The organism is Pseudanabaena sp. SR411, assembly GCF_002251945.1.
Classification (GTDB): domain Bacteria; phylum Cyanobacteriota; class Cyanobacteriia; order Pseudanabaenales; family Pseudanabaenaceae; genus Pseudanabaena.
This window is the reverse complement of record NZ_NDHW01000232.1, coordinates 1-23,744: the sequence shown is the minus strand read 5'-3', so window position 1 is coordinate 23,744 and position 23,744 is coordinate 1. Positions and strand designations below refer to the sequence as shown.

At 47.0% G+C, this 23,744-nt stretch carries 22 protein-coding genes and 1 pseudogene; all 23 read right to left on the bottom strand.

Annotated elements, in window-relative coordinates; all coding sequences use genetic code 11:
- Window positions 1–429: 429 nt before the first annotated feature.
- Window positions 430–1,266: an alpha/beta fold hydrolase gene (locus tag B9G53_RS24365; protein WP_094536028.1), complete on the bottom strand. Its 837-nt coding sequence runs from the start codon at window positions 1,264–1,266 to the stop codon at window positions 430–432.
- 56 nt (window positions 1,267–1,322) lie between these two features.
- Window positions 1,323–2,072: a glucose 1-dehydrogenase gene (locus tag B9G53_RS24360; protein ID WP_094536027.1), complete on the bottom strand. Its 750-nt coding sequence runs from the start codon at window positions 2,070–2,072 to the stop codon at window positions 1,323–1,325.
- An 84-nt stretch (window positions 2,073–2,156) separates the two neighbouring features.
- Window positions 2,157–2,720, bottom strand: coding sequence for a flavodoxin domain-containing protein (locus B9G53_RS24355; protein ID WP_094536026.1), 564 nt, complete (start codon window positions 2,718–2,720; stop codon window positions 2,157–2,159).
- Window positions 2,721–2,782: 62 nt separating this feature from the next.
- A complete protein-coding gene (locus B9G53_RS24350) occupies window positions 2,783–3,493 on the bottom strand; it encodes a dienelactone hydrolase family protein (RefSeq protein ID WP_094536025.1) in 711 nt (236 codons plus the stop codon).
- Between the two features lie 45 nt (window positions 3,494–3,538).
- A pseudogene (locus B9G53_RS29200) lies at window positions 3,539–3,745 on the bottom strand (alpha/beta fold hydrolase); the annotation flags it as partial.
- Window positions 3,746–3,813: 68 nt separating this feature from the next.
- Window positions 3,814–4,542, bottom strand: a complete 729-nt coding sequence (locus B9G53_RS24340; RefSeq protein WP_369683021.1) for an alpha/beta fold hydrolase — start codon at window positions 4,540–4,542, stop codon at window positions 3,814–3,816.
- A gap of 243 nt (window positions 4,543–4,785) precedes the next feature.
- On the bottom strand, window positions 4,786–6,381 hold the full coding sequence (locus B9G53_RS24335) for a GMC family oxidoreductase (protein ID WP_094536023.1): 1,596 nt from the start codon (window positions 6,379–6,381) through the stop codon (window positions 4,786–4,788).
- A 60-nt stretch (window positions 6,382–6,441) separates the two neighbouring features.
- Window positions 6,442–6,879, bottom strand: a complete 438-nt coding sequence (locus B9G53_RS24330; RefSeq protein WP_094536022.1) for a cupin domain-containing protein — start codon at window positions 6,877–6,879, stop codon at window positions 6,442–6,444.
- 40 nt (window positions 6,880–6,919) lie between these two features.
- Entirely contained in the window at window positions 6,920–7,510 is a 591-nt protein-coding gene (locus B9G53_RS24325) for a Dps family protein (RefSeq protein ID WP_094536021.1), read from the bottom strand.
- 303 nt (window positions 7,511–7,813) lie between these two features.
- Window positions 7,814–8,461 (bottom strand): cysteine hydrolase, encoded by a 648-nt coding sequence (locus B9G53_RS24320; protein WP_094536020.1) that lies wholly within the window; start codon window positions 8,459–8,461, stop codon window positions 7,814–7,816.
- 65 nt (window positions 8,462–8,526) lie between these two features.
- Window positions 8,527–9,399, bottom strand: coding sequence for an alpha/beta fold hydrolase (locus B9G53_RS24315; protein ID WP_094536019.1), 873 nt, complete (start codon window positions 9,397–9,399; stop codon window positions 8,527–8,529).
- Window positions 9,400–9,435: 36 nt separating this feature from the next.
- Window positions 9,436–10,074 (bottom strand): MOSC domain-containing protein, encoded by a 639-nt coding sequence (locus B9G53_RS24310; RefSeq protein ID WP_094536018.1) that lies wholly within the window; start codon window positions 10,072–10,074, stop codon window positions 9,436–9,438.
- Window positions 10,075–10,156: 82 nt separating this feature from the next.
- Complete coding sequence (locus tag B9G53_RS24305; RefSeq protein ID WP_094536017.1) at window positions 10,157–10,735, bottom strand: DsbA family protein; 579 nt, start codon at window positions 10,733–10,735, stop codon at window positions 10,157–10,159.
- Between the two features lie 210 nt (window positions 10,736–10,945).
- Window positions 10,946–11,575 carry a response regulator transcription factor gene (locus B9G53_RS24300; protein WP_094536016.1) on the bottom strand — a complete coding sequence of 210 codons (630 nt, stop codon included), beginning with the start codon at window positions 11,573–11,575 and terminating at the stop codon, window positions 10,946–10,948.
- Between the two features lie 3 nt (window positions 11,576–11,578).
- Window positions 11,579–17,590 (bottom strand): AAA family ATPase, encoded by a 6,012-nt coding sequence (locus B9G53_RS24295; RefSeq protein WP_094536015.1) that lies wholly within the window; start codon window positions 17,588–17,590, stop codon window positions 11,579–11,581.
- A gap of 48 nt (window positions 17,591–17,638) precedes the next feature.
- Window positions 17,639–18,697: a class I fructose-bisphosphate aldolase gene (locus tag B9G53_RS24290; RefSeq protein ID WP_094536014.1), complete on the bottom strand. Its 1,059-nt coding sequence runs from the start codon at window positions 18,695–18,697 to the stop codon at window positions 17,639–17,641.
- Between the two features lie 122 nt (window positions 18,698–18,819).
- Complete coding sequence (locus B9G53_RS24285) at window positions 18,820–19,050, bottom strand: hypothetical protein (protein WP_094536013.1); 231 nt, start codon at window positions 19,048–19,050, stop codon at window positions 18,820–18,822.
- A 134-nt stretch (window positions 19,051–19,184) separates the two neighbouring features.
- Window positions 19,185–19,889: a pirin family protein gene (locus B9G53_RS24280; protein ID WP_094536012.1), complete on the bottom strand. Its 705-nt coding sequence runs from the start codon at window positions 19,887–19,889 to the stop codon at window positions 19,185–19,187.
- A 99-nt stretch (window positions 19,890–19,988) separates the two neighbouring features.
- Entirely contained in the window at window positions 19,989–21,380 is a 1,392-nt protein-coding gene (locus B9G53_RS24275; protein WP_094536011.1) for an FAD-containing oxidoreductase, read from the bottom strand.
- The gene (locus B9G53_RS24270; RefSeq protein ID WP_094536010.1) at window positions 21,377–21,838 is read right to left on the bottom strand and encodes a DUF4126 family protein; all 462 of its coding nucleotides are present in this window, start codon (window positions 21,836–21,838) and stop codon (window positions 21,377–21,379) included. The genes B9G53_RS24275 and B9G53_RS24270 overlap by 4 nt, the downstream gene beginning before the upstream one ends.
- A 62-nt stretch (window positions 21,839–21,900) precedes the next feature.
- Window positions 21,901–22,650, bottom strand: coding sequence for an SDR family NAD(P)-dependent oxidoreductase (locus tag B9G53_RS24265; RefSeq protein ID WP_094536009.1), 750 nt, complete (start codon window positions 22,648–22,650; stop codon window positions 21,901–21,903).
- Between the two features lie 21 nt (window positions 22,651–22,671).
- Window positions 22,672–23,295 carry an FMN-dependent NADH-azoreductase gene (locus B9G53_RS24260; RefSeq protein ID WP_094536008.1) on the bottom strand — a complete coding sequence of 208 codons (624 nt, stop codon included), beginning with the start codon at window positions 23,293–23,295 and terminating at the stop codon, window positions 22,672–22,674.
- 20 nt (window positions 23,296–23,315) lie between these two features.
- Window positions 23,316–23,744: alpha/beta fold hydrolase (locus B9G53_RS24255; protein ID WP_141211885.1), on the bottom strand; the 429-nt coding region annotated here is incomplete at its 5' end.

Genomic DNA, 23,744 nt, shown 5'->3' with positions numbered 1-23,744 from the left:
TGCGATCGTGGCACTTGCCATAATCGTTAACATACTAGCAACCAGCAAAGTTATACGAGTAGGTAGAGAATTAACTTTTGAGGCGATCGCTATTTTCATAAAGAATGAAATCTAACTAATTCTAAGAAAACTTCTTGGGTATGACTAACTTGCGACAGAAGAGGCAAATTCAAATGCTTTAGCAGAAATTTGTCAAGAACAAGTTGGGGTAAATACATGATACGGGTAAAAACCTGCAAGATAGCCATCAAAGCTATGCACAGAGAGGATTTCAAAAATATGCTTTTTGCCTTTCGCGTTAAAAAATTAACGGTAGAATGCGCGTTTGTGACCTGTTTTGCAGGTTTTTACACGGTACCTGCATCTATCCCTACTATTGCCTGCACTGGGTCATACCTCTGGTTTGATGGCTCACATGAGTATCCACCATCAGTTCTTGAGAAATGACAGGAGGTCGGCGTTGAGTTGATCTTTATGCGTGTCGGTTAGTCCGTGGGGCGCACCTGGATAGATCTTCAAGGTGGCATTCTTCACCAACTTTGCGGCGGCGATCGCAGCAGCCCTAATTGGCACGATCTGGTCATCATTGCCATGCAGAATCAGGGTTGGCACATCGAACTTTTTGAGATCTTCAGTGAAGTCCGTTTCAGAGAATGCCTTGATGCAGTCAAATGCATTCTTGTGTCCAGCTTGCATACCCTGAAACCAGAACCAGTCAATCATGCCCTGCGAGACTTTGACATCTGGTCGGTTAAAGCCGAAGAATGGCCCATTAGCGAGATCTTTGTAGAGTTGCGAGCGATCTACAAGGGAACCAGCACGAAGCCTGTCAAACACCTCAATGGGAAGTCCATCGGGATTATTYTYTGTCTTCAGCATTAGCGGCGGTACGGCGGAAATCAATGCGGCTTTGGCGAGTCGTGCCGTGCCATGGCGACCGATATAGCGGGCAACCTCACCGCCACCTGTGGARAAGCCAATCAGGGTTGCACCATTCAGGTCGAGGGTTTCAATTAGCATCGCGAGATCGTCGGCATAGGTGTCCATTTCGTTWCCRTTCCAAGGCTGGCTCGATCTCCCATGTCCACGACGATCATGAGCAATGCAGCGAAATCCGTGATCTGCCAAAAAGAGCATCTGAGCTTCCCAACTATCAGAATTTAGGGGCCAGCCGTGACTGAAGATAACTGGCTGTCCTGCGCCCCAGTCTTTATAATAGATATCGATATTGCCAGAATTTTCTTTGCCAACTGTAATGTAAGACATGGGGAATCTCCTTTTGTTTGTGCAATCTATGTTTATATGAACTAGTTTGTTTCGCTTCAAATCTGTGCCATACCGCCATCGACAAATAGCTCGATGCCGTTCACAAAGCTGCTGTCGTCTGAAGCGAGAAAGATAACGGCTTTGGCAATCTCATCGGGCGTACCGACTCTTCCCAGTGGGATAGTGTTGGCTTGGCTGTCTACAAATTCCTGCACCTGCTCATCACTCAATCCAAGAAGATTGTAGGCAGGAGTAGGAACCACGCCAGGACTAATAGCGTTAACCCTGATGTGCCGCTCTTTGAGGTCGAGTGTCCAATTTCGGGCAAACGATCGCACGGAGGCTTTGGTTGCACTGTAAACGCTGAAGGCTGGCGTACCCACAGTAGAAGCAGTTGAGGCGTTCAGGATGATGGAAGCGCCTTCTGGCAACAGTGGTATTGCCTTCTGGACGGTGAACAGCAGACCTTTGACGTTCGTGTTGAACGTTTTGTCAAAGTGTTCTTCGGTGATCGATCCGAGGGGAGCGATTTCGCCACCGCCAGCATTGGCGAAGACCACATCGAGGTGTCCCTGCTCTTGCTCGATTGTGGCAAAAAGGCGATCGAGGTCTGCCAGATTGGAGACATCGCTCTGAACACCAATAACATTTTTACCGATCGCTTTCACAGCAGCATCCAGTTCAGTTTGGCGGCGACCTGTGATAAAGACATACGCGCCTTCGGCAACGAAACGCTGGGCTGTGGCAAGACCGATGCCGCTAGTGCCGCCTGTAACGAGAGCGACTTTTCCTTCTAGTTTGTTCATGATGATCATTCCTGTGGTTATTGAGCGTAGAACTTATGTATTGAGAGGGAGTGATTCTGGGGGTTGATTTAAGTCCTGAGTTTTTTACTTGGCGAACAATTCTTTGCCTGCTAAGGCAGCAGCTACTCGTGCTACATTCGCACCATGATGCTTGGCAGCTTCCAGCATTGGTTCAGTAACGCCTGTCTGCTCCATATGTTCTCCCGCTGAGCGCCCATAGGGGCCCCATTGCAGACCGCCAAGCGGATATCCTGGGGTGATTTTGGGTAAAGGTACTATTACCATTCCCAGTTCGGCAAAGTTATTTAATAGCACCAGCATAGTTAGCTCCACGCCACCACCTGCATTACCGTAACCGCCGCCTGTCGAAAAGACAGCACCCACCTTCCCAATTAGGCTATCTTTAACCCAAAGAGGTCCACAAACCTGATCGATAAATTTTTTCACGCGCCAATCTGGACTTCCCATATGGACAGGAGAACCAACAATGACAGCATTACTGGCGACTACATCATCTTCAGTAACATCCTCTGCAAACTTGAGTTCCGCTTCAGCACCTGGAACGGATGTCACACCAGAAGCTACTGCTTCTGCCATCTTCTTGGTATTGCCGTAATCTGTTGCGTAAACAATTAAGACCTTTGTCATCTTGTACCTCTTACTTTTTGAAATTGATAGCTGTCTGTACGTCAAATCGTATTTAAGTTCCGCTACCCTAAATGCTGTCTCAAAAACGCCAACGTGCGATCGCTAGCTAATTCTGCGGCTTCTTTGCGATAAGCGGAGCTGCCCACGCGACCAAACCCGTGATTCACTCCTTCATAGCGATAGATTGTTACAAAAGGGTTGTCTTTTAGTCCTTGCTGAATGGTTGTTTGAGCGCTTGGCGACACATATTCGTCATTTGCACTGATATGCAAGATCAGCGGTTTCTGAATCTTCGTTGCCTCTGCTAAATTCTTGTCAATCTCAACGCCGTAGTAACTGACGTTGGCATCTGCATCGCTACGGGTTGCCATGAAATAGGCAAGTTTGCCGCCCAAACAAAAGCCCACACTGCCGACCTTGCCGACCTTGCCTGTGCTACTGGGATACTGCCGCAGAAAAGACAGGGTTGCCTTCAGGTCTTCTACGCCGCTATCCAAATCAAACGCTTGGAGTAGCTTAAAGGCTCTAGCCCACTGATCCTCCTCTTCAGGATCGAGTTGCACATTGGGTTCCAGTCGCCAATACAAATCTGGCACAATCGCCAAATAGCCTGCCTTAGCAAAATCATCGGCAGTCTGCCGCATATTTTTATTAACTCCAAGCACTTCTTGAATCAGCACAATTCCTGCACGAGGCTGAGTGCTGGGTGCTGCGAGATAGGCGCTAAAACTGCCTTTGGATAAGGCTGGAATGGTTACAGTTTGACTTGTCATAGTGTCCTGTTGAACAAATTAACGAGGATTGGAAATCAAAATTGATTAGGTCGGAATGGGTTGCAGCCGTGACGCGAGAAATTGACGAATGTAGTTTGCGATCGCAGTCCCATCTTCTTCCAACGCAAAGTGTCCAGTATCAAGGAGATGAAATTCAAGGTTCTGCAAGTCGCGTTTGTAGGCATTGGCTCCTTCTACGATAAAGCCCTGGTCGTTTTTGCCCCACACCACTAGCGTGGGTGGCTGGTTCTTCAATTCAAAAACATGCTTGTTAGAGAAGCAGGCTCAACGATTTTTCCAGAGGCGATTGGCGTTCTTCTCTATTTCGCGATCGCGGCGTGTTCGATGAGCGTAGCAACGGACTCTGGATGGGAAATCATCACCACATGAGATGCACCCTTCACGGCGATCGTCTCCTTTGAGTTGGCTCGCTTCGCCATGAAAGCGTGTACCGCCGCTGGAATATTCAAGTCGCGATCGCCATAGATGAACCAAGACGGAGTAGACTTCCATGCAGGCGTACCAGATGCCTCATTAAGTGCAGCTTCCGTGATTGGTCGCTGAGTACCAGCCATCAGCTTTGCCTCTGCGATGGACACATCCGCAGCAAACTGCGCGTGGAACTTGGACTGCTGAATGTAGAGGTCATTGCCGCTGTCGGGCAGTGCAACTGGTGGCGCAAGCGTCGGTCCGAGTGTACTTCCTGGGTAACGACCTGATAGTTCGACGGCAGTCTCGCCCGACTCAGGAGCGAAGGCAGCAACGTAGACCAGAGCCTTCACGTTCTTGTTGTCATTAACAGCATTGGTGATTACTGAGCCTCCGTAGGAATGCCCGACCAACACGATGGGTCCTTCAATGCCGTTAAGGATGCTGGAGACATAATCCGCGTCACTCTTGACACCGCGCAGGGGATTGGCGGCGGCGACCACTGGATACCCTTTTGTAATCAACTTAGTCAAGACACCGTTCCAACTAGAAGACTCGGCGAACGCGCCGTGGACGAGAACGATGGTGGGCTTGTTATCTTGTGCGCTGGCAGTGTTCATAATGGCTCCTAATGAAGTAACGAGGATGAATCCTAGAGAAAGTGCGGTAATCAAAAGTAGATGGATACCGTTTCTGCGGGTGAGCATGTTCATGTTGCGATCTCCTATATGTTTGTTTATATTGTTGGGCTGTGAAATTGACACCAAAGATTTCCTAGGTGATGATTGGTGCTGATAGGACATCCGGAAGTACAATGTAGACCTGAGAACTTCCGGCATCTATCTCCATGGTGATGGATTTGTTCAAGCGCTTCTCCTTGCAATGTTCTGCTTCGCAATTAGTGCGTTGAAGTTGTATTTAGAGTGAAGTGTTTGTCGATCGCGACTGGCTTTAATGAAATCTGCCGCCTTTTCACCAATCATTATGGTTGGCGCGTTTGTATTGCCTGTGGTGATGGTTGGCATGATGGACGCATCCACGACACGCAAACCCTCAACTCCATGCACCCGCAGTTCGGGATCTACAACTGCCATCGGGTCAGTGCCCATTTTGCAAGTGCCAACTGGGTGATACACCGTATCGCAAGCTTCTCGGACGTAAGTAACAAGTGCCGCATCACTCTGCTTATCGGCACCCGGAGCAATTTCTTCACCGCGAAACTCATCAAAGGCACTTGTACCGAACAAGTTGCGGAGTAATTTAATCCCTGCCACTAGCTTTTGCACATCAGATTCACTTTGGAGATAGTTCATTTGAATCATCGATGCGTCTTTGGGGTCGGGGGAACGCAAACTGACACTGCCAATGTTTTGGGGATGAGTCAAACAGACAAAACTTGTGAATCCTAAACCAGAGTGGGCATAACCAGGCGGTACCAACACAACGGGACCGAAGAGAAACTGTAAATCTGGCGCAGCATCCAGATTTCCCTCGGTATGCAAAAACAAGCCAGCTTCAGCGATACTACTGGTGCTTGCCTTGTGCAAATCCTGAGTTGCCTCGTGTGCCACGGACACGACAGGGTGGTCTTGGAGGTTTTGACCAACACCCGGCAAATCAGCCACTACGGGAATTCCCAAGGCTTTTAGGTGTTCTGCATCTCCAATGCCGGAAAGCATCAGCAGCTTGGGCGAATCGAACGCGCCAGCACTTAAAATCACTTCCCGATTGACCCTAACCTGGTGCAGCGTGCCTTCGTGCAAGTACTCTACCCCAACGGTACAAGTACCCTCAAACAACAAGCGAGTTACCAATGCTCCTGTCGTTACAGTTAAATTGGGACGATCGAGAATGGGCAGCAGGAAGGCAGCGGCGGCACTGTGGCGCTTACCATCCTCAATGGTCAACTGATAGAGTCCTACCCCTTCCTGCTGCATCCCATTGACATCAGGATTGTGGTCATATCCTAGTGCCACCGCTGCATCTACAAAGCGTTGCGATACCACAGCAGGTGCAATCAGATCGGTGACGCTCAACTCTCCATCACCCCCGTGAAATTCGGATGCGCCTCGTGAGGAGTGTTCCGATTTCTTGAAGTATGGCAAAACATCTTGGTAACTCCAACCGGGATTCCCCAATGACTGCCAGTGGTCATAATCGTGAGGATTACCTCGCATGTAAATCATGAAATTAATCGAACTGCTACCGCCCAAGACTTTGCCGCGGGGACAAAAGATTTTGCGATCGTTGAGGTAGGGTTCGGGTTCAGAGAAATATGCCCAGTCTACTTCGGAGCCTAATAAGCTCAAGCATTCTGACGGAATTTGAATCTCTGGTTTCGTGTCTGGTTTGCCTGCTTCGAGGAGTAACACCGTTGTATTGCTGTCTTCAGTCAGACGGTTGGCAACGACGCAGCCTGCTGAACCTGCACCGATCGCAATGTAATCATAGTCAGTCATAAAAATCTCCTGCGCTGGTTCTATTCATTGTTTCGGGAGGATTGCTACATTCTCGTAGCATCATGTAGACGGTAGCGTTCCAGGTGGACCCAGAAATTCGTCGCCAATCTCAGCAGAAATGCGTTCAAATAAAGCCATGTCAGTTGCTTCTTGCTCGTCTAGTGTCCCAGTTTCTGCAATCAACCGAGCAAAACTGCTGGGTGCAGCAACGACTAATGCACGCGCTGGTTTATCGCTCAACACGCCAACGACGTGAGGGATGCCAGGAGAAATTAGAAAGCTTTCGCCAGGGGTTAGCACCACCTTGTTCTTACCCGCCCAGACCGTGAGATCCCCTTCCAGCACGTAGAGTTGTTCGGAATAGAGCATGTGGCGATGGAGGGGTGTTAGTGTACCCGAAGGGATGTAGCCCTCGATTAGGTCGTACTGACCACCAGTTGTAGTGTGATCAGCAACGATGGTAAGACGATTGCCAAAAAGCCAGAAAGATTGTGTCATAAGTTTGCTCCTGTTGATAAGAGATTCTGAATGATTGAATCTAGCTGTGTACCAGCGGTGTATCCACCAAATGTTCTGCTAGAAACCAAACTTGTGTCTCATTCATTCGTAACGCTTGGCTCACCAACAAATCATTCGTGCCGCTATCTTGATTCGCTGCGGTTTTATCGATCGCCGCTCTCAGTTCCTCAATAATCAACTCGTGGGCTTCCAGCAACCGCGACAGCATCACGGGTACGTCTTCAACGCCATTGGGAGGACGCTGAATTTTAGTGACTTCTGCCACATGGCGCGGGTCAGCGATCGCCACGCCTCCCAGAGTTTGCACCCGTTCTCCCAATGCATCAATCAACTCAATCTGCTCACTAGCATGCTTATCAAGCAACAGATGTAGTTGATAAAACGTGTGTCCGCGCATCAACCAGTGATGTTTTTTGTAAAGGTGATAGAGAATGACGGTATCGGCTAAAATTTGATTGACTAAAGCACAGCTTTCGCGGCGGGCACTGGGGTTGAGGGCGATTGGCAAATTGCGTAAAGTGCCGTACTGCTGAATTTCATCTCCATGCTGATGTAGCAAGGGCTGACTGTGATCGACTTTAGTGATGTTGCTTGTCTTTTGAATTGGCATGATTGGCTCTCCTGTAGTCAGGAAGGTTTGTAAGTATTGGGATTAACGCAGATGTTTCTTCAGTTCGGTGGCTGCCTAGACAAAAAGAGAACGGATGGCTGGAAGTTCGGCTAAACTATTCAGCAGTCCGAAGTCATGAATCACGCCCTAATTTCAAAAATTCCTTTACTTCCCTAGAAGGACGCGGATCGTCTGCGACCTCTAAAACTTTTACTTCTTGGGAGGTTGCTTGAGTAATCATAAGTTCTCCTTGAATTTTTAGAGGGTGGATAATCTGTTGAAGTGGCACTGTCAAGTTAATTGTTACTTCATTGCTTCTACAGCCTCATCCGTGGACAGAACTGCGTTAGCGAGATAGCCAAAGTTAATCAGTGCCGCCTTGTAGCCATCGCCCAACTCTGGATGTTGAGGGGCTGCGGTTGCATCTTTGACGACGAGTACCTCAAACCCTTGCTCAATCAGATCGCGCAGGTGAGCTTCAACACAAATATTTGCCAGCATTCCGAGCAGAATGACTTTGCTGATGTTGCGCTTACGCAGTTGCAAAACAAGGTCATTACTCTGCGGCCCATAAGCTTTGTGAGGACTGACCACGATCGTTTTGCCATCCTCAATAAAGGGCTTGTAGCGCTCGAGCCAGTCAGCACCCGAACCCAAGAATCCATCGAGGCTCAACGCCCCACTGCGATCAAACTCCTTGGACTTAAGCATCATTTGCTCTACGGTTCCAGCAAATTTCCAGGCATAGTCGGTAGGGTAGTAATAGTGGGGAGAGATGAATACCTCAAAGTCGTTCTGCTTCGCGGCTTTGAAGATGCGCTCGATGTTCTCGACGGTCTTGTTGTCCTTGACACTATTACCCACCAGATCCCAGGAAACCCCTGTTTCACTTAAGACATCGTTTTGTGGATCAATAACAACGATCGCGGTGTCAATTTTGTTGATGTTCATGTTTCTCCTTGCTCCATGTTCACGGTTCGATTTGTAATGGTGCGATCGCCCAACAGCCTTTGCAATTATGAAGCAGGGATAGGTTGCAGCCGTGCCGTAAGAAATTGAGCGATGTGGCTTGCGATCGCATCGCCCTCCTCCTCCAAGGCAAAATGTCCAGTATCGAGTAAATGGAACTCAACGTCTTTCAGGTCGCGCTTGTAGGGATAAGCGCCTTCAGCAGGGAAGATGTAGTCGTTCTTACCCCAAACAATCAGGGTAGGTGGCTGATATTTGCGGAAATACTCCTGCCATTCTGGGTACAACGGTGGATTCGTACCATAGCTATAAAACAGCGCCAGTTGAATCTCATCGTTGCCTGAGCGATCAAGTAAGGGTTGGTCTATATTCCAGGTATCAGGGGCGATCGCTTCAAGGTTGCGAACGCCATTGGTATATTGCCACTTAGTTGCTTCTAATGTAAAAAGGTATCTAAGCTTGTCAGCATTCTCAGGCGAACGGGCTTGCCAATAAGCCTTGATTGGAACCCAAAATTCGCGCAAACCTTCCTCGTAGGCATTCCCATTTTGGACAATCAGCGCCTCAACTCGTTCTGGATATTTAGCCGCAATGCGATAGCCAATAGGCGCACCATAATCCATCACGTAAAGGCTGTATTTCTTGAGATCGATCGCGGCAATGAATTTCTCCATAATCTCAGCCAAGTGATCGAACGTGTAGTCAAATTCATCCATACTTGGCATCGAACTGTTGCCGTAGCCCGGATAATCAGGTGCAACTAGGTGGAAGCGATCGGCAAGTGCAGGCATCAGATTGCGGAACATGTGAGAGGAGGTTGGAAAGCCATGCAATAGCAGAATTGTTGGATTGCTGCGAGAACCAGCTTCGCGGTAGAAAATATCTAAACCATCGATCGAAACGGTACGAAATGCGGTCATGAGATTACTCCTGATGAACTTATTGTGATTTAAAGCCTAACGATGGCTCTGTTGCTGAAAGTAGTCGCGCCAACTTACGGGTAAGGCTTCTAATTGAGCAGCACGGTGAAGTAACGCTGGATTGTTCTGCTCGCGGGTAAAAAGTTGAGTGATATCGGCAACCGTAATATTGTTCTCATCCCGACTCAGCAACTCTAGAGTGTCTCCAGTCCCAACTTCGCCCTCTTGCAAAACAGAGAAGTAAAATCCTGTCCGACGACTAGCAAGAAAGCGTTTCACCATATCCGGTCGCCCAAATCGAATTCCCAGTTTATAGCAGGGCAGGCGCGGCTGCGTCACCATCAGTTTGACATTGCCGATCTGAAAGCGATCGCCAATATTCAATTCCTCTTCTCTCAGCCCAGTGGTAGTGAAATTTTCACCAAAGTTGCCCAGAGTCAACTCTGTGTCAGGTAATTCACGTCGCCAGTAATCGTAATGCTCAAACGGATAAACATAGACTGCTTTCTCCAATCCACCATGAACAGTTAGATCGGCTTGTCCGTCACCGTCTAAATTGAGCGATCGCACCATCGCCCGTTCGCTAATAGGCTCTTTGAAAATTCCAGTTCTCACTGGGCTTCCTTTCCAGATCACTTCACGGGGAAGTCCGATGTTGACAGAGATGATTTTCATTTTTAGCTGCCAAAGGTAAGTTGATAAAACTGCGTAGAACTATCTTTAGTGACCTGTTGTTTTAGACTGGGAATCAGAAAATTTAAGGATTTGCAGTGGTAATAACTGCCATCAACTGCTCCATATTCCAGTGACTGGTATACCGATCTCCATTGATAAACAGCGCAGGGGCAGTCGTTACTCCACTGCGTAAGCCACCTTCAATATCTTGATTGATGCGATCGACATGCACATCTCTAGCCATCTCTCGGAGAAATTGGGGAATATTGAGTCCTAGACGATTGGCATACTCCACCAAATAGCCGTTTCCTAAAGCTTGTTGATGGTTGAACAGTATGTCATGCATCTGCCAAAACTGACCCTGTACCCCTGCTGCTAGTGCGGCGGCTGCTGCCTTTTGAGCTTGACGATAGATTTGAGGTTGAGGGAACTGTCGAAACACAAAACAGAGATTATTTTCCTCAGGAAATGTTACATTGAGCTGCTCGTGAATGGTCTTAATTAAGGTGTGGAGTTCTCCACATTGAGGACATTGATAATCCCCATACTCAACTAGGACAACTCTTGCCTTGAGCGATCCTTGTCGATAGTCTCGTTCGGAAGGTGGTAAAACTAACTGGTTGCGATCGCCCGATGCTTCAATAGAAATATCGTGACTCATGCTTAACCTCTAAAGAAAAGAGCGTCCATCGTGCAAGTAGCACTGTAAAATATTTTTCTTACTCCTACAATTATTTTGATGTCCTTAATTTAGGGGACTAACTCAAATCTGTCATCAATTCAGGGGTTATATTTAAATCAATAAATCGATTGATTATTTAGGTGAACTTAGGTATTGAATTTATAGCAAACTTAAGTTCATATAGCATTCTTATAGGCTAGCTATCCCTCGCTTTAAGGCAATAATAGTTGCCTGAGTGCGATCTTTAGCGCCCAACTTGCTTAAAATGCGGTTGATATTCGATTTGACAGTGCTTTCCGTAATACTTAAGGCAGCACCGATTTCCAGATTGTTCATCCCTTGGGCAACCAACCGCAGCACCTCTAATTCGCGATCGGTCAACTCTGGATTAGTCATTCGCTGTGCTAATTTAGCGCCAACGTGAGGTGGGATATACTGCTGTCCATCGTGAACGGTACGAATAGCAGTTCGTAGTTCGTTAGGCTTACAGTCTTTGAGCAGATAACCCTTTGAACCTGCTCGTAACCCCCGATAAATATCTTCATCTCCGTCGTATGTCGTCAACACAATGATGCGAGCTGTGTTAAATTCAGCACAAATCGCAGTAATGGCTTCCACTCCTCCCATTTGGGGCATTCGTAAATCCATTAAGGTCACGTCTGGTTGCGCTTGACGGAACAACTGAATTGCTTCAATACCGTCTTTGGCACGACCAATCACAGTCATATCTTCTTCTTCATTGATGATCGCTTCTAATCCTTGCTGAACAATGGCATGATCGTCCACAATCAGAATCCGAATAACTGCTGTTTGGCTCATGACTTACTCCCGATTCACGATTACAATAATCTCTGTACCGCGATCGAGCTGACTGCGGATGATTAATTCACCGCCAATCTGTTCGACCCGTTCGCTCATCCCCAATAAACCAAATCCTTTCGTTGGGTATACTTGGTCAACTTCAAATCCCTGCCCGTCATCATTAATCCGTAAAATACACTGCGTCTCCTCATAGACCAATTCAACGTGAATTGCGGTAGCGTGGGCATATTTAATGGCGTTGGTTAATGATTCTTGTCCAATGCGTAATAGGTTATTTTCAACATCGGGCGATAAAGCATAGATGACACCGATGATTTCACAGGTGATATGAGTATTTGTAGAAGATTTCATTTGAGCAGTTAGACGATTGAGGGCCCGATATAAGTCTCCCTCCTCTAACAGTTTTGGTCGGAGCGTAGTCACCGATCGCCGAGCTTCAGCTAGTCCAGCGCGTGCTAATTCATCGATTGTTTGCATATGGGCCTGTGCCCTCTCTGGGTTCTTTGTAATCTGCTCCGTCGCTGCTCCAATGTGCAGCAGGATACCAGTAAACACTTGCGCTAGCGTATCGTGAATTTCTCGCGCCATGCGGTTACGCTCTTCCAGAATTGAGGCTTCTTCAGCACGTTTGCGTTCACGAAGTGTAGCGTCTCGCTGTTCGCTAATATCAAGAATCACACCCAACATTTGCACAGGATGCCCATTGGTATTATAAATGCCTCGACCTCTGGCAACTAACCAATGAATACTGCCATTCGGGTAAATTACTCGATATTCAGCTTCATAGTGGGTGCGGGTTGCTAGGGCTTCCGCAATCGTTTGCTCAACCCGACCGATATCTTCTGGATGAACCCGATCGCGCCATGCCTGATAGCTACCCTTAACTTCACCCGGCACTAGCCCCAGCAATCGGATGTGGTTATCATCCCAGTCCACTGTATTCTCTACAATATTCCAATTCCAACTGCCGATGTAGGAGAAGTCCATTGTCAGCCTACGTTGCTCTTCACTCAGGCGAAGAGCATTTTCAGCTTGCTGACGCTGTTCAATCTCCTGAGAAAGCCGTAAAGTTCTTTCGGTGACTTGCATTTCCAATGTTTGATTATATTCGGCTAGTAATTTCTCAGCTTCTTTACGCACTGTGATGTCTTGAAAGGCTGCGATCGCGTAAGCCACATTCCCATGTTCGTCAAAGACTGGCGTTCCCCATGCCTCAATGGGAATAATAGTCTCGCCTTGGTGAATCTCTAAATCATCTGTTCTTACACACTCACCTTTTAACGCTCGGATGATTGGCATCGCTTCAGGAGAACAGTTTTGATCCGTTCCAGCCAGATAAACTTGATAAATTTCTGCAAGATGATCTGGCGCTACACTAGCATCAACACCTTTGCCTAGTAGCTGAATGCCTCGTTGATTGAAATAGTAAGGGCGACCCGTTGCATCCAAGACCCCAATTCCCACTGGAACCGCTTCTAGAAATTGAGCCATTCGACTTTCGCCAGCACGGAGTTTTGAGTAGAGTTTGGCATTTTCGATCGCGATCGCTGCCTGAGTCGATAGTAGATGTAGAACTTGCGATCGCTCTGGTGTAAATGCTCCAGTCGCTAATTGATTTTCTAGATACAACATGCCTACAAGCTTACTTTGATTCAGAAGTGGCAAACAGAAGATGGATTGAGTGTGGTTATGCTGAATGTATGGCTCATTGATGAAGTGACCTTCACGAGTCGCATCATTTAAGAGGACGGTTTCATGGGTTCGGATCACATACTGAATAATCGATTCGGGTAGGTGATTGGTCGTTGGAAGCGATTGCAGCACTTGTTCTGCACAGACCTGCTCACCGTCATTGAGTTCACAAGAAGCTTCGATTGTCCATGTCCCTACATTTTCTAGAATTAAACAGCCCGTTTGTGCGCCAGCATTCTCGATTAAGATCCGCATCAAAGTACGAAGCAACCGATCTAGCTCAATTTCACTTGAAATCGCCTGAGATGCCTTTAGCACTGTTGCTAAATCAAAAGCGATAGGTGAGGTATTAGAGGTGGTTCCAGAAGTGGTATGAATGGCTGTGTCAGTTGTGTCTGATGATTGAGGGAAGAACTGTGGATAGCGCGTTTCTAGATCTTTAACCTTCGCAGTCGCTCCCCAGCGTTCATAGCAGTAGTGAGCTTCTTTCATATAGGTTTGAGCAAACTTTGACCTGCCCCGTTCTAGATAAAACTTGGCAGCTAATTCATAAGCTAACGCTTCTTCTTGAAGATACTCATTGTCTCTAGCCCCTTGAATCGCTTGTTCGTAGAACTCCTCCGCATCAAACAACTGACCCAAGACTCGTGCTTTCTCTGCCTCAACTAAATGATACTTATGCAAATAATTCATCGGCGCATAATCTGCCCAGTGTTTCATCTTCTTCTGATGAGCAGTGACTTTGGTGAGAATTGCTGACTGTACTTGAGCATTATTTTCAGGGTATGTTGCAAGTCTTGATAAAGACTCATAAAAGTAGTATAGAGCTTTGGAAAACGTAGCTGTCATCTGGAGTAAATAATTTTCTGCTACGGCTGAGTTTTGGACTGCCTGCTCATATTCATAGAATAAATAACAAAGGAAAAGCTTACTGAGATGCGAATTAAAGATTGCAAATCCATCATTTGCCGCTTTATGTTGTGATAGCTCAATTTCCTCATTGTAGGCTTCTCCAATTAAACGAATTGGATTATCTGAACGTCCCATCAAATTTAAGACCGTTTGTTGATAGATCTGATTCCAGACAAGTGGTATTTCCTGTTTGATTTGGCGGATTGCTTCACCCTGCGTTGTCATCTTACGTTCAAGTTCCACGAGTTCTTTTCCAACGACATAGGCATGAAAGCAATAACAATGAGCACAATAGCCTGCAAATTCTAAATCTCCAGTTTCAAGCCCACTTTGATAGCCTTCTAAGAATGGCTGCAATACTTCCCTAACGTGATCTTTCCAGATGATGATAAAGTTACTGACGATAGTTACAGTCCGAGCTTTAAACGTTCGGGTATTGGGTTGGGATAATAGCCTCAGAGCAAGTTGACTAAACTTGTAGCCGAAATCAATATTTCCAAGCATTCCACAAAGAATTAGCCCAAAGTTGGCATAGGCAACAGGAGATGCAAACGTATTACCGTACTGAATTGATAAGCTGACCTGCTTAGATGCAAATAAAAGCATTAAATTGGGAGCCGCAATTTGGGTAACTGTTGTTATCCTTGATAGGATTCTCATTACTTCTAGCTTGTCTGGCTGGATCATTTCTGGTAAATGAATCAAGCCCTCAATTGATCGCTTACTCAGGAGCGATGCGATCTCATCTATCTCAAACTGAATATCTGACTGACTTGGATATCGGGGAAAACTGATTCCCAGTTGCTGCAAAATGTTTAATGCTATATTAATCGCTTCCAGTAGCTGATTCTGAGCAATGGATGTTTGGATTTTGATATCGTAGATTTTGACACGATCGAGAACTGTTTTAGCCTCCTGTAGAACGATTGCCGCCCAAGATTCTACCTGCTCAAATTCGCCACACAAATACGCGATTTCTGTAGTTTCTAAATGTAAGTTTAATGTCAGGTTATAGTTTGTTTGCCAGCTAGAAACTGTCAGCCATGCTCTCCCTACAGCTAAATATTTGTTAGCTATGGTGTAGGCAATCGCCCCTCTCGCTTTCTGACCTGCCAATAGGTTCAGCTTGGCAATTTCATCCCGTTCTACTTGATTGGTAACAAGCTCAACCCCATGATTGAGCTGATCCACAATTTCAAATAGCCTTTCTGATAATCGCTCTGACAAAGTTTTTTCGATTAGATTGCGACCAATTTGGAGATGAACCACTTGTTTCTGCGACTCATCAATCAAAGCATAGGCAGCTTGCTGCACGTGATCGTGCAAAAACTTATATTCTTGTACTAATAAGTTTTCGTCTACTTCTGACAGGGGTTGAATTAATCCAGCTTGTGCCGCTACGAGTAAATTCAGGGAAATGCCTTTGAGGGGTTGCTCACAAACAATTGCTAACGTCTCCAAATTAAATTCAGCCCCAATACAAGCGGCTAAGCAGAGCATTTGCTGCGTCACCTCTGGCAACTTCTTTAGCTTGATGAGCATCAGCTCCACTACATTATCGGTGATATCTTGGGCTTGAATTTGGGCAATATTCCATTGCCAACTTAGACGTTCTGCATCAAAGCTCAAGAGGTTCTCACTATATAGAAATCTCAAAAATTCATTGATAAAGAAAGGATTGCCTTCGGTTTTACGCAGCACTAATTCAGCTAAGAGACAAACAGTGGCTGAATTTTGATATAGCGTTTCAGCAAGCAACTGACTCAACGGTTCCAATGTTAAGGGTGCTAGAACAATTTCCTGAAGCACTACTCCTTGTTTTCGTAATCGCTCCAGCGTTAATACCAATGGTTGCGTTGGATTTACTTCATTATCTCGATAGGCTCCAATCAGAAATAGGGATTGGATTTGCTCGTCGAGCATGAGTAGCTCAATTAATTTGAGTGTTGCTGAATCTACCCACTGTAAATCGTCAAGAAAGATCGCGAGTGGACGATCTTTTGAGCATAATACTCGGATGAACTGCTGGAAGGCGCGATTGAAGCGATTCTGTGCTTCTGTAGCTCCCACCTCTGGTACGGGTGACTGCTTGCCAATAATGAATTCTACTTCGGGAATCACATCAATGATCAGTTGTCCGTTGCTTCCCAAGGCAGTTTGGAGAAGCGAGCGCCACTGTTGCACCTGTTCATCTGGCTCACTGAGCAATTGTCGCACCAATTTTTGCAGAGCATCCGCGATCGCGCTGTAGGGAATATTACGCTGAAACTGGTCGAACTTACCAGAGATAAAGTACCCTTGCTTTACCGTGATGGGTTTGTAGAGTTCCTGTACTAAAGCTGATTTACCAATGCCTGCATAGCCAGAAACCAACATCATTTCAGAAGACGCAGAGATATTGTCATTCTCCCCGCCTCCGCGTCCCCATGCCACCGTGTCTCCACCCACTACTCTCTCAAACGCCGCCAATAATGTTGCAGTCTCTGCCTCTCGTCCGTAAAGTTTCTGGGGAATTTGAAACTGATTAGAAACATCATGTAACCCAATTTGAAAGGAATCGATTCGATCGCTTGCCTCTAATTGATGTGCGCAAAGTTCTAAATCTGCTTTGATACCCCAAGCACTCTGATAGCGATCCTCGGCATTCTTTGCCATCAGTTTTAGAATGAGATCGGAAATGGGTTTGGCGATCACTGCATTCATCTCACAAGGCGGAACAGGCTGCTTAGCAATATGACAATGGACTAGCTCCAGCATATCCGCTGTGGGAAACGGTAGATGCCCAGTGACAAGCTCGTAAAACGTTACACCAAGTGAGTAAAAGTCGGTGCGGTAATCGAGCGATCGGTTCATCCGCCCTGTTTGTTCTGGAGACAGGTAGGCAATTGTCCCTTCTAAAACATGAGGGCTTTTGAAAGTCGGATTCGTGCGGCTAAATTGAGTAGCTATTCCGAAGTCAATAATTTTGACAATGCCAGTATCCAGATTGAGGACAATGTTTCCAGGGTTAATGTCCTTATGAATGACATGGGCGGCATGGATTTTTCCCAGAATATCTATGAGTTCTATAGCAAGACGGAGAAAAGTGGATAATGGCATGGGGCAAAAGGTTTCTGGGTGTGATAGTATCCATTGCTCTAGGGACTCTCCACCAAAGTCTTCTAAAAGAATGACGAGCGTGCGTTGATAGTTCTGCTGGTTGTATGCTTTGACGACTCCTTCTAGATTGAGGGAACTGGTAACTTCATATTCCTGCCTGTAGCGAATCAGTTCTTGGGGAGAGGGATAATCTTGCTTGAGCATTTTTACGATTATCGCCCTTCCATCGCCTCTAATTCCCCGATATACCAGAGAATTAGAACTTTCGTAGATCTTGTCTTGGATGGCAATTTCAGAGAGAACAATCATAGAACTCTTTCCCAGTAGATATGATCAGCCTAATCGTAGTCTTTACTTTTAAGCGATCGCAACATCTTCAGAAAGATAGACATCTTGAATCGCGTGAAATAGCCTCACACCTTCTTCAAAAGGCTTCTGGAAGGTTTTGCGCCCAGAGATTAAGCCAGCACCACCTGCTCGTTTATTAATTACCGCAGTCCGCACGGCATCTACTAAATCATTTTTCCCAGATGCGCCACCAGAGTTGATTAAACTCGCTCGACCACAGTAGCAATTCAGAACTTGATAGCGGGTTAAATCAATGGGATGCTCAGTAGTGAGTTCAGAATAGATTCGCTGATCGGTTTTACCGTAGCTACTAATCTCTCCGATTACGTTATAGCCACCATTGTTCTCAGGCAACTTTTGCTTAATGATATCTGCCTCAATAGTTACGCCAAGGTGATTTGCTTGCCCAGTTAAGTCAGCAGAAAGATGGTAGTCCTTGTCTTGCTTAAAGGCATTATTGCGAAGGTAGCACCACAAAATAGTTGCCATGCCGTATTTATGTGCCAAAGCGAAGACCTGACTAACTTCTTGAATCTGTCGGGTAGATTGCTCTGAGCCAAAATAGATTGTGGCTCCCACTGCTACAGCACCTAAATTCCAAGCTTGTTCTACCGATGCAAACATAATTTGATCGAATTGATTGGGATAAGTGAGCAACTCATTATGATTGAGCTTGACGATAAAAGGAATTTGGTGAGCATACTGCCGAGAGGTCATGCCCAATACGCCTAAGGTTGTGGCTACGGCATTACATCCTGCCGCGATCGCTAATTTCACAATGTTCTCTGGATCAAAGTAGATCGGATTTGGCGCAAAGGAAGCACCCGCCGAATGTTCTATTCCTTGATCTACAGGCAAAATTGAAAGATAACCTGTATTCGCTAACCTCCCATGTCCGTAGAGTTGCTGGAGACTACGAAGAACTTGAGGAGAGCGATCGCTATTCACAAAAATGCGGTTTATCCAATCTGGGCTGGGGAGATGTAACAAATCCTTACTAACTTTTGCCTGATAATCCAAGAGATATGATGCTTCGTCTCCAAGTAATGATTTTAGATTAGTTGTCATGATTTCACTCTAAACTATCAATTTCATTATGAACAATTATAGTGTACATATTCTGTAACGCAATTCAGGGAAGACAATAATAGAAGAGTGTCTTCAGCCATACATGACATTTTGATCCCAATTTAGGAGTTTATTTCTGCTTCAAGAATAAACTTAAGAAGTGCATAGGTCTCAACATCAGAAAGTCGAAACGTTTTACCTGAGTAGTCAATAATATATTCACCTGAAACTTCTCCACATGCATTACAGGTGTATGTGCCAAGGCTAAGTGTATCAACACTCATCTGCCGAATTTGTTCAGCTAACCAATGGTTTCGATGATCGAGAAGATCTCCAGAATAATTAGAATCCACTTTCTCTCTCCGATTAGAAATAATAGTTTTTATGGCTTGATAGTTAAGGCTATTTCCAACTGCTCCTATGAGAAAGAAGTTGCCAGATGTAGAGATCGAAAATAGTTCCTTGTTTTGATAACCAAAGCTTATTTTTAAGCTGCCATTTCAAACATGAGAACCTCAGTACTGGAGCTGTTCCCCTCTAGAGTAATCAGAGACTCTTCGGTAATAGCAGCGCCATCACCTGCACTGAGCAGATAATCGTTAACTAATACTTGTCCGCTTGCTACCTGCAACCAAACGACCCGATTTGCCTCTAAGGTATGGCTTACAGTTTCTGCTTCGCTAAGTAGTGAGGCATAGAAGTTAACATCTTGGTGAATGGTAATGGAACCTTCTCTACCATCAGCAGAACCAACTAATAGAAGCTTGCCCTGTTTTTCCTCTGGACTAAAAGTCTTCTGCTCGTAACTTGGCGCAATCCCAGTAATGGATGGCAAAATCCAAATTTGGAGGAAATGAACAAAGTCAGTAGCTGAAGCATTAAATTCACTATGACTAATGCCCGTGCCTGCGGACATGCGCTGTACATCACTTGGGCGAATGATCGACCCTGTACCAATGCTGTCTTTGTGTTGCAAGGCTCCCTCAAGAACATAGGAAATAATTTCCATATTACTGTGTCTGTGAGTGCCAAACCCTTTTGCAGGCTGCACCTGATCTTCATTAATCACTCTCAGATCACTAAACCCCATAAAATTTGGGTCGTGATAATTTCCAAAGGAGAATGTATGGCGACTGAATAGCCAATCTATTTTGGCAACTCCACGCTCTTGACTTGATCGGATGGTAATCATAGATGTATCTCCAGCTTTATTGCTATTACATCTGAACTTATGAAAGTCAATTCCAGTTGTCTTCTCAGTGTCTGGCTATACCTTAGCAATCAACTGCGGTTATGTCACAAGCGACGGCAGTGGCTGCATTTCGCCCAAAACGGTGGGAATAAGCTCAGACACGGTTGGGTGAATTGGTACAGCCCATTGCAGTGTGGTGTAGGACTGGTCAGTATTCATCATATTGAGCAGTCCGTGGATTGCCTCATCGCCACCTGTACCAAGGATTGCAGCACCGAGAATGCGCTGGGTCTCGGCATCGACCACGATTTTTATAAAGCCCTCGGTCTCACCCTTCTCGATAGCGCGTCCAACCCGCGTCATCGGTCTTGTACCCATAAGCAACGGACGACCTGAAGTGCGCGCCTGCGCCTCTGTCATACCAACGCGCCCCAGAGGCGGATCGATATAGAGGGCGTAACCGGGGATGCGATCGCTCAACCGTTTGGCAGCGCCGTCAAGCAGGTTAGCAGCGACGATCTCAAAATCGTTGTAAGCCGTATGGGTGAAAGCACCTCGTCCATTGCAGTCACCCAAGGCCCAAATACCAGGTACATTGGTGCGGAGCTGATCATCGACTGTGATATAACCGTGGGCATCAGTGGCAACCCCAGCACGGTCGAGTCCCAGATCGTCGGTATTGGGCTTGCGTCCGACCGCGAGCAAAACATGGCTGCCAATCACCTCTGGCGCACCTTCAGCACAGCCAACACGCACAGACACCCCCTCAGAATGGGGTGCAAAAGCGATGCACTCAGCATTCGTGCGAATCTGTATGCCTTCAGCTTTAAGGATTTGCTGGATTGCGGTGGACACATCCTCGTCCTCGCGGGCAACGAGGCGCGGGCTTTTCTCAACCACGGTGACCGCCGCACCAAAGCGGCGGTAGATCTGGGCGAACTCCAGTCCGATATAGCTACCTCCCACCACTACTAGATGTCGGGGAAGGCTGTCCATCGACAAGATAGACGTATTGGTCAGATAATCGATCTCCTGTAGACCAGGCATCTCTGGTATCCGCGCCCGACCACCAACATTGATGAAAATTTGTGGCGCGGTTAGAAGTTCGTCACCGACTTGCAGCGTGTTTGCGTCCTCGAATCGGGCTTGCCCATGAAACACCGTCAAGCGTTCCATACTGCGAAGCCAAGCCTCGACCCCATTCCGAGAGTTTGCCGCAACGGCATCAGCACGCGCCTTAACTCGCTTCATATCAACATCGATCGCTCCTGCGATGATCACACCATAGTCGGCGGCTCGGCGGACGAGATGAGCGGCATAGGCACTAGCGACAAGCGTTTTTGTTGGTGTGCAGCCAGTATTGACACAAGTGCCGCCAAACAGATGTCTCTCAATCAGCGCCACCTTCATTCCTGCCGCAGTCAGACGTCCAGCTAGCGGTGGACCTGCCTGACCGGCACCAATAATCAGGGCATCAAAGGACTGACTCATCGCAACATCCCCACCACTAAAATTGCGCCGATGATGGCGATCGCGTCTTCGATCAACGCCGCTGGTAGGTCACGACCAAAGGCTTTGGCAAGCCGAGAACGCACCGCCGCACCACCCATCGTGCCAATCACCGCACCGACAAGCCCTGCCACTAACCCGCCCAAGAGCGTGCCGCCATTGACTCCTACCATGGCTCCCGAAAGTGCTCCACTGACAAGTCGAGCCCCAAACTGAATAGGTACTTTGCGGCTAGGCGTGAAAGGTAACTGATCTGTCACAAATTCGCCCAGCGCAAGTACGGAGAGAATCCATGGTGTGAAGCGGTAACCCATAAAAGCGAGCCAGCTCTCACCAAGATTGATGTAACCCAAATAGGCTGCCCAACTCATAGCAGCGAGTGCAGTCATGGTACGCAGACCCGCAATAATGCTGATAACCAGAGCAAGTAAATAAACCATCGCATCTATCCATTTATATTTGTGCTACGTCTTCATTGACAAACAACTCAATGCCGTTCCAACTACCTAAGACCACCCGTGATGTATAACGTTTCACCAGTGATCCAGGCTGAATCGGAGGATGCAAGGAAAACAGCCGCAGTTGCAATATCCTGTGGCTGTCCAATGCGACCCAGTGGGGTTTGCTCTTCCGTCTGTTTGCGACCTTCGCTCTCAGTCATCCCTGCTGTGTGAAAACCCTCCGTTTCCACCATGCCAGGATTGATGGAGTTGACGCGGATATTGCGTGGTCCCAGTTCTTTGGCAATCGACTTTGTGATGGCATCAACAGCCGCTTTAGTGGCGCTATAGATCGAGCCATTTGCAGGTGCGAGGGTGCTAACGATCGAACTAATGTTGATAATGCTGCCACCCTCTGAGCCGAAGTGCTTTACTCCTTCCTGCAAGGTGAGGATCAATCCCAGCACATTTAGATCGAACTGCTTGTGGAAGTGCTCTTCCGTGATGTATTCAAGTGGGGCAAATTCATAAATACCAGCGTTGTTGATGAGGATGTCGAGTCCACCAAAGACCTGCTGCGTCTGGGCAAAAAGATGTTCGATCTCTGCTTTTTTGGAAACATTTGCCTGTATTGCGATCGCCTTCCCACCAGCGCTAGCAATCTCACCAACCACGCGATCGGCTCCTTCTTTGCTAGATGCGTAGTTGACAACAACGGCTGCACCTTCGGCTGCCAAATGTTTGGCGATCGAGGCTCCAATGCCTTTAGATGCGCCCGTCACGACTGCAATTTTTCCTTCAAGTTTTTTCATGATGTTTGCCGATGGTTAAGATTAGAATTTGGAAGCTATTTTCGCAGCGACGAGTTTCGCAGCCTTTACAGTCTCGTCCTTAGTGGAAGAGAGAGTTGGTTCCACAAATATTTCCCGAATGTCGGTAAAGCCGACGAACGCGAATATCTGCTTGATGTAGACGCTTTGCTGGTCGTAGCTTTCTGCCCCAGAGCCTAGACTATAAGCCCCGCCACGGGCGTAGATCGCGGCGAGCGGTTTGCCAATGACTAAACCCTTGTAGCCTTCCTCAGGGGTGAAACTGAATGTCAGTTCCGGTTGGGCAAGGAGATCAATGTAGTGTTTCAGCTTGTAAGGAATGCTAAAATTCCACATCGGCAGTGATAGCAGAATCTTGTCTGCGGATTTGAAATGATTGGTAATCTTCACCACCGCATCCCAAGCTGCGGACTGCTCCGAGGTAGAAGACTGACCTTGTAAGACGGCGTATCTAGCGTCGATCATTTCTCTGTCGAACTCGGGCAAGGAGGCTTCCCAGAGATCGAACGTTTCGATCGTGTCACTGCTGTTTGCGGCTTGATAGGTTTCGATGAAATGCGTGGCGACTTCGATGGAGGCGGAGCGATCGCCCTTCGGAGAGGATTGGATGTGGAGCAATTTTGACATGATAGCGTTGGTTGGTTGGATTAGGATTTGAGAAATTCGAGGAGGTCTTGGTTGAGTTGATCTTTGTGCGTGTCGGTTAGTCCGTGAGGTGCGCCGGGATACACCTTCAGGGTTGCATTCTTCACAAGTTTTGATGAGGCGATCGCAGCAGCCCCAATCGGCACAATCTGGTCATCATCGCCATGCAGAATCAGGGTTGGCACATCGAACTTTTTAAGATCCTCAGTGAAGTCTGTTTCAGAGAAAGCCTTGATGCAGTCAAATGCATTCTTGTGTCCAGCTTGCATACCTTGGAACCAGAACCAGTCGATCACGCCCTGCGAAACTTTGGCATCTGGTCGGTTGAAGCCGAAGAATGGGCCGCTAGCGAGATCTTTGTAGAGTTGAGAGCGATCTACAAGGGAACCAGCACGAAGCCCGTCAAACACCTCAATGGGAAGTCCATCGGG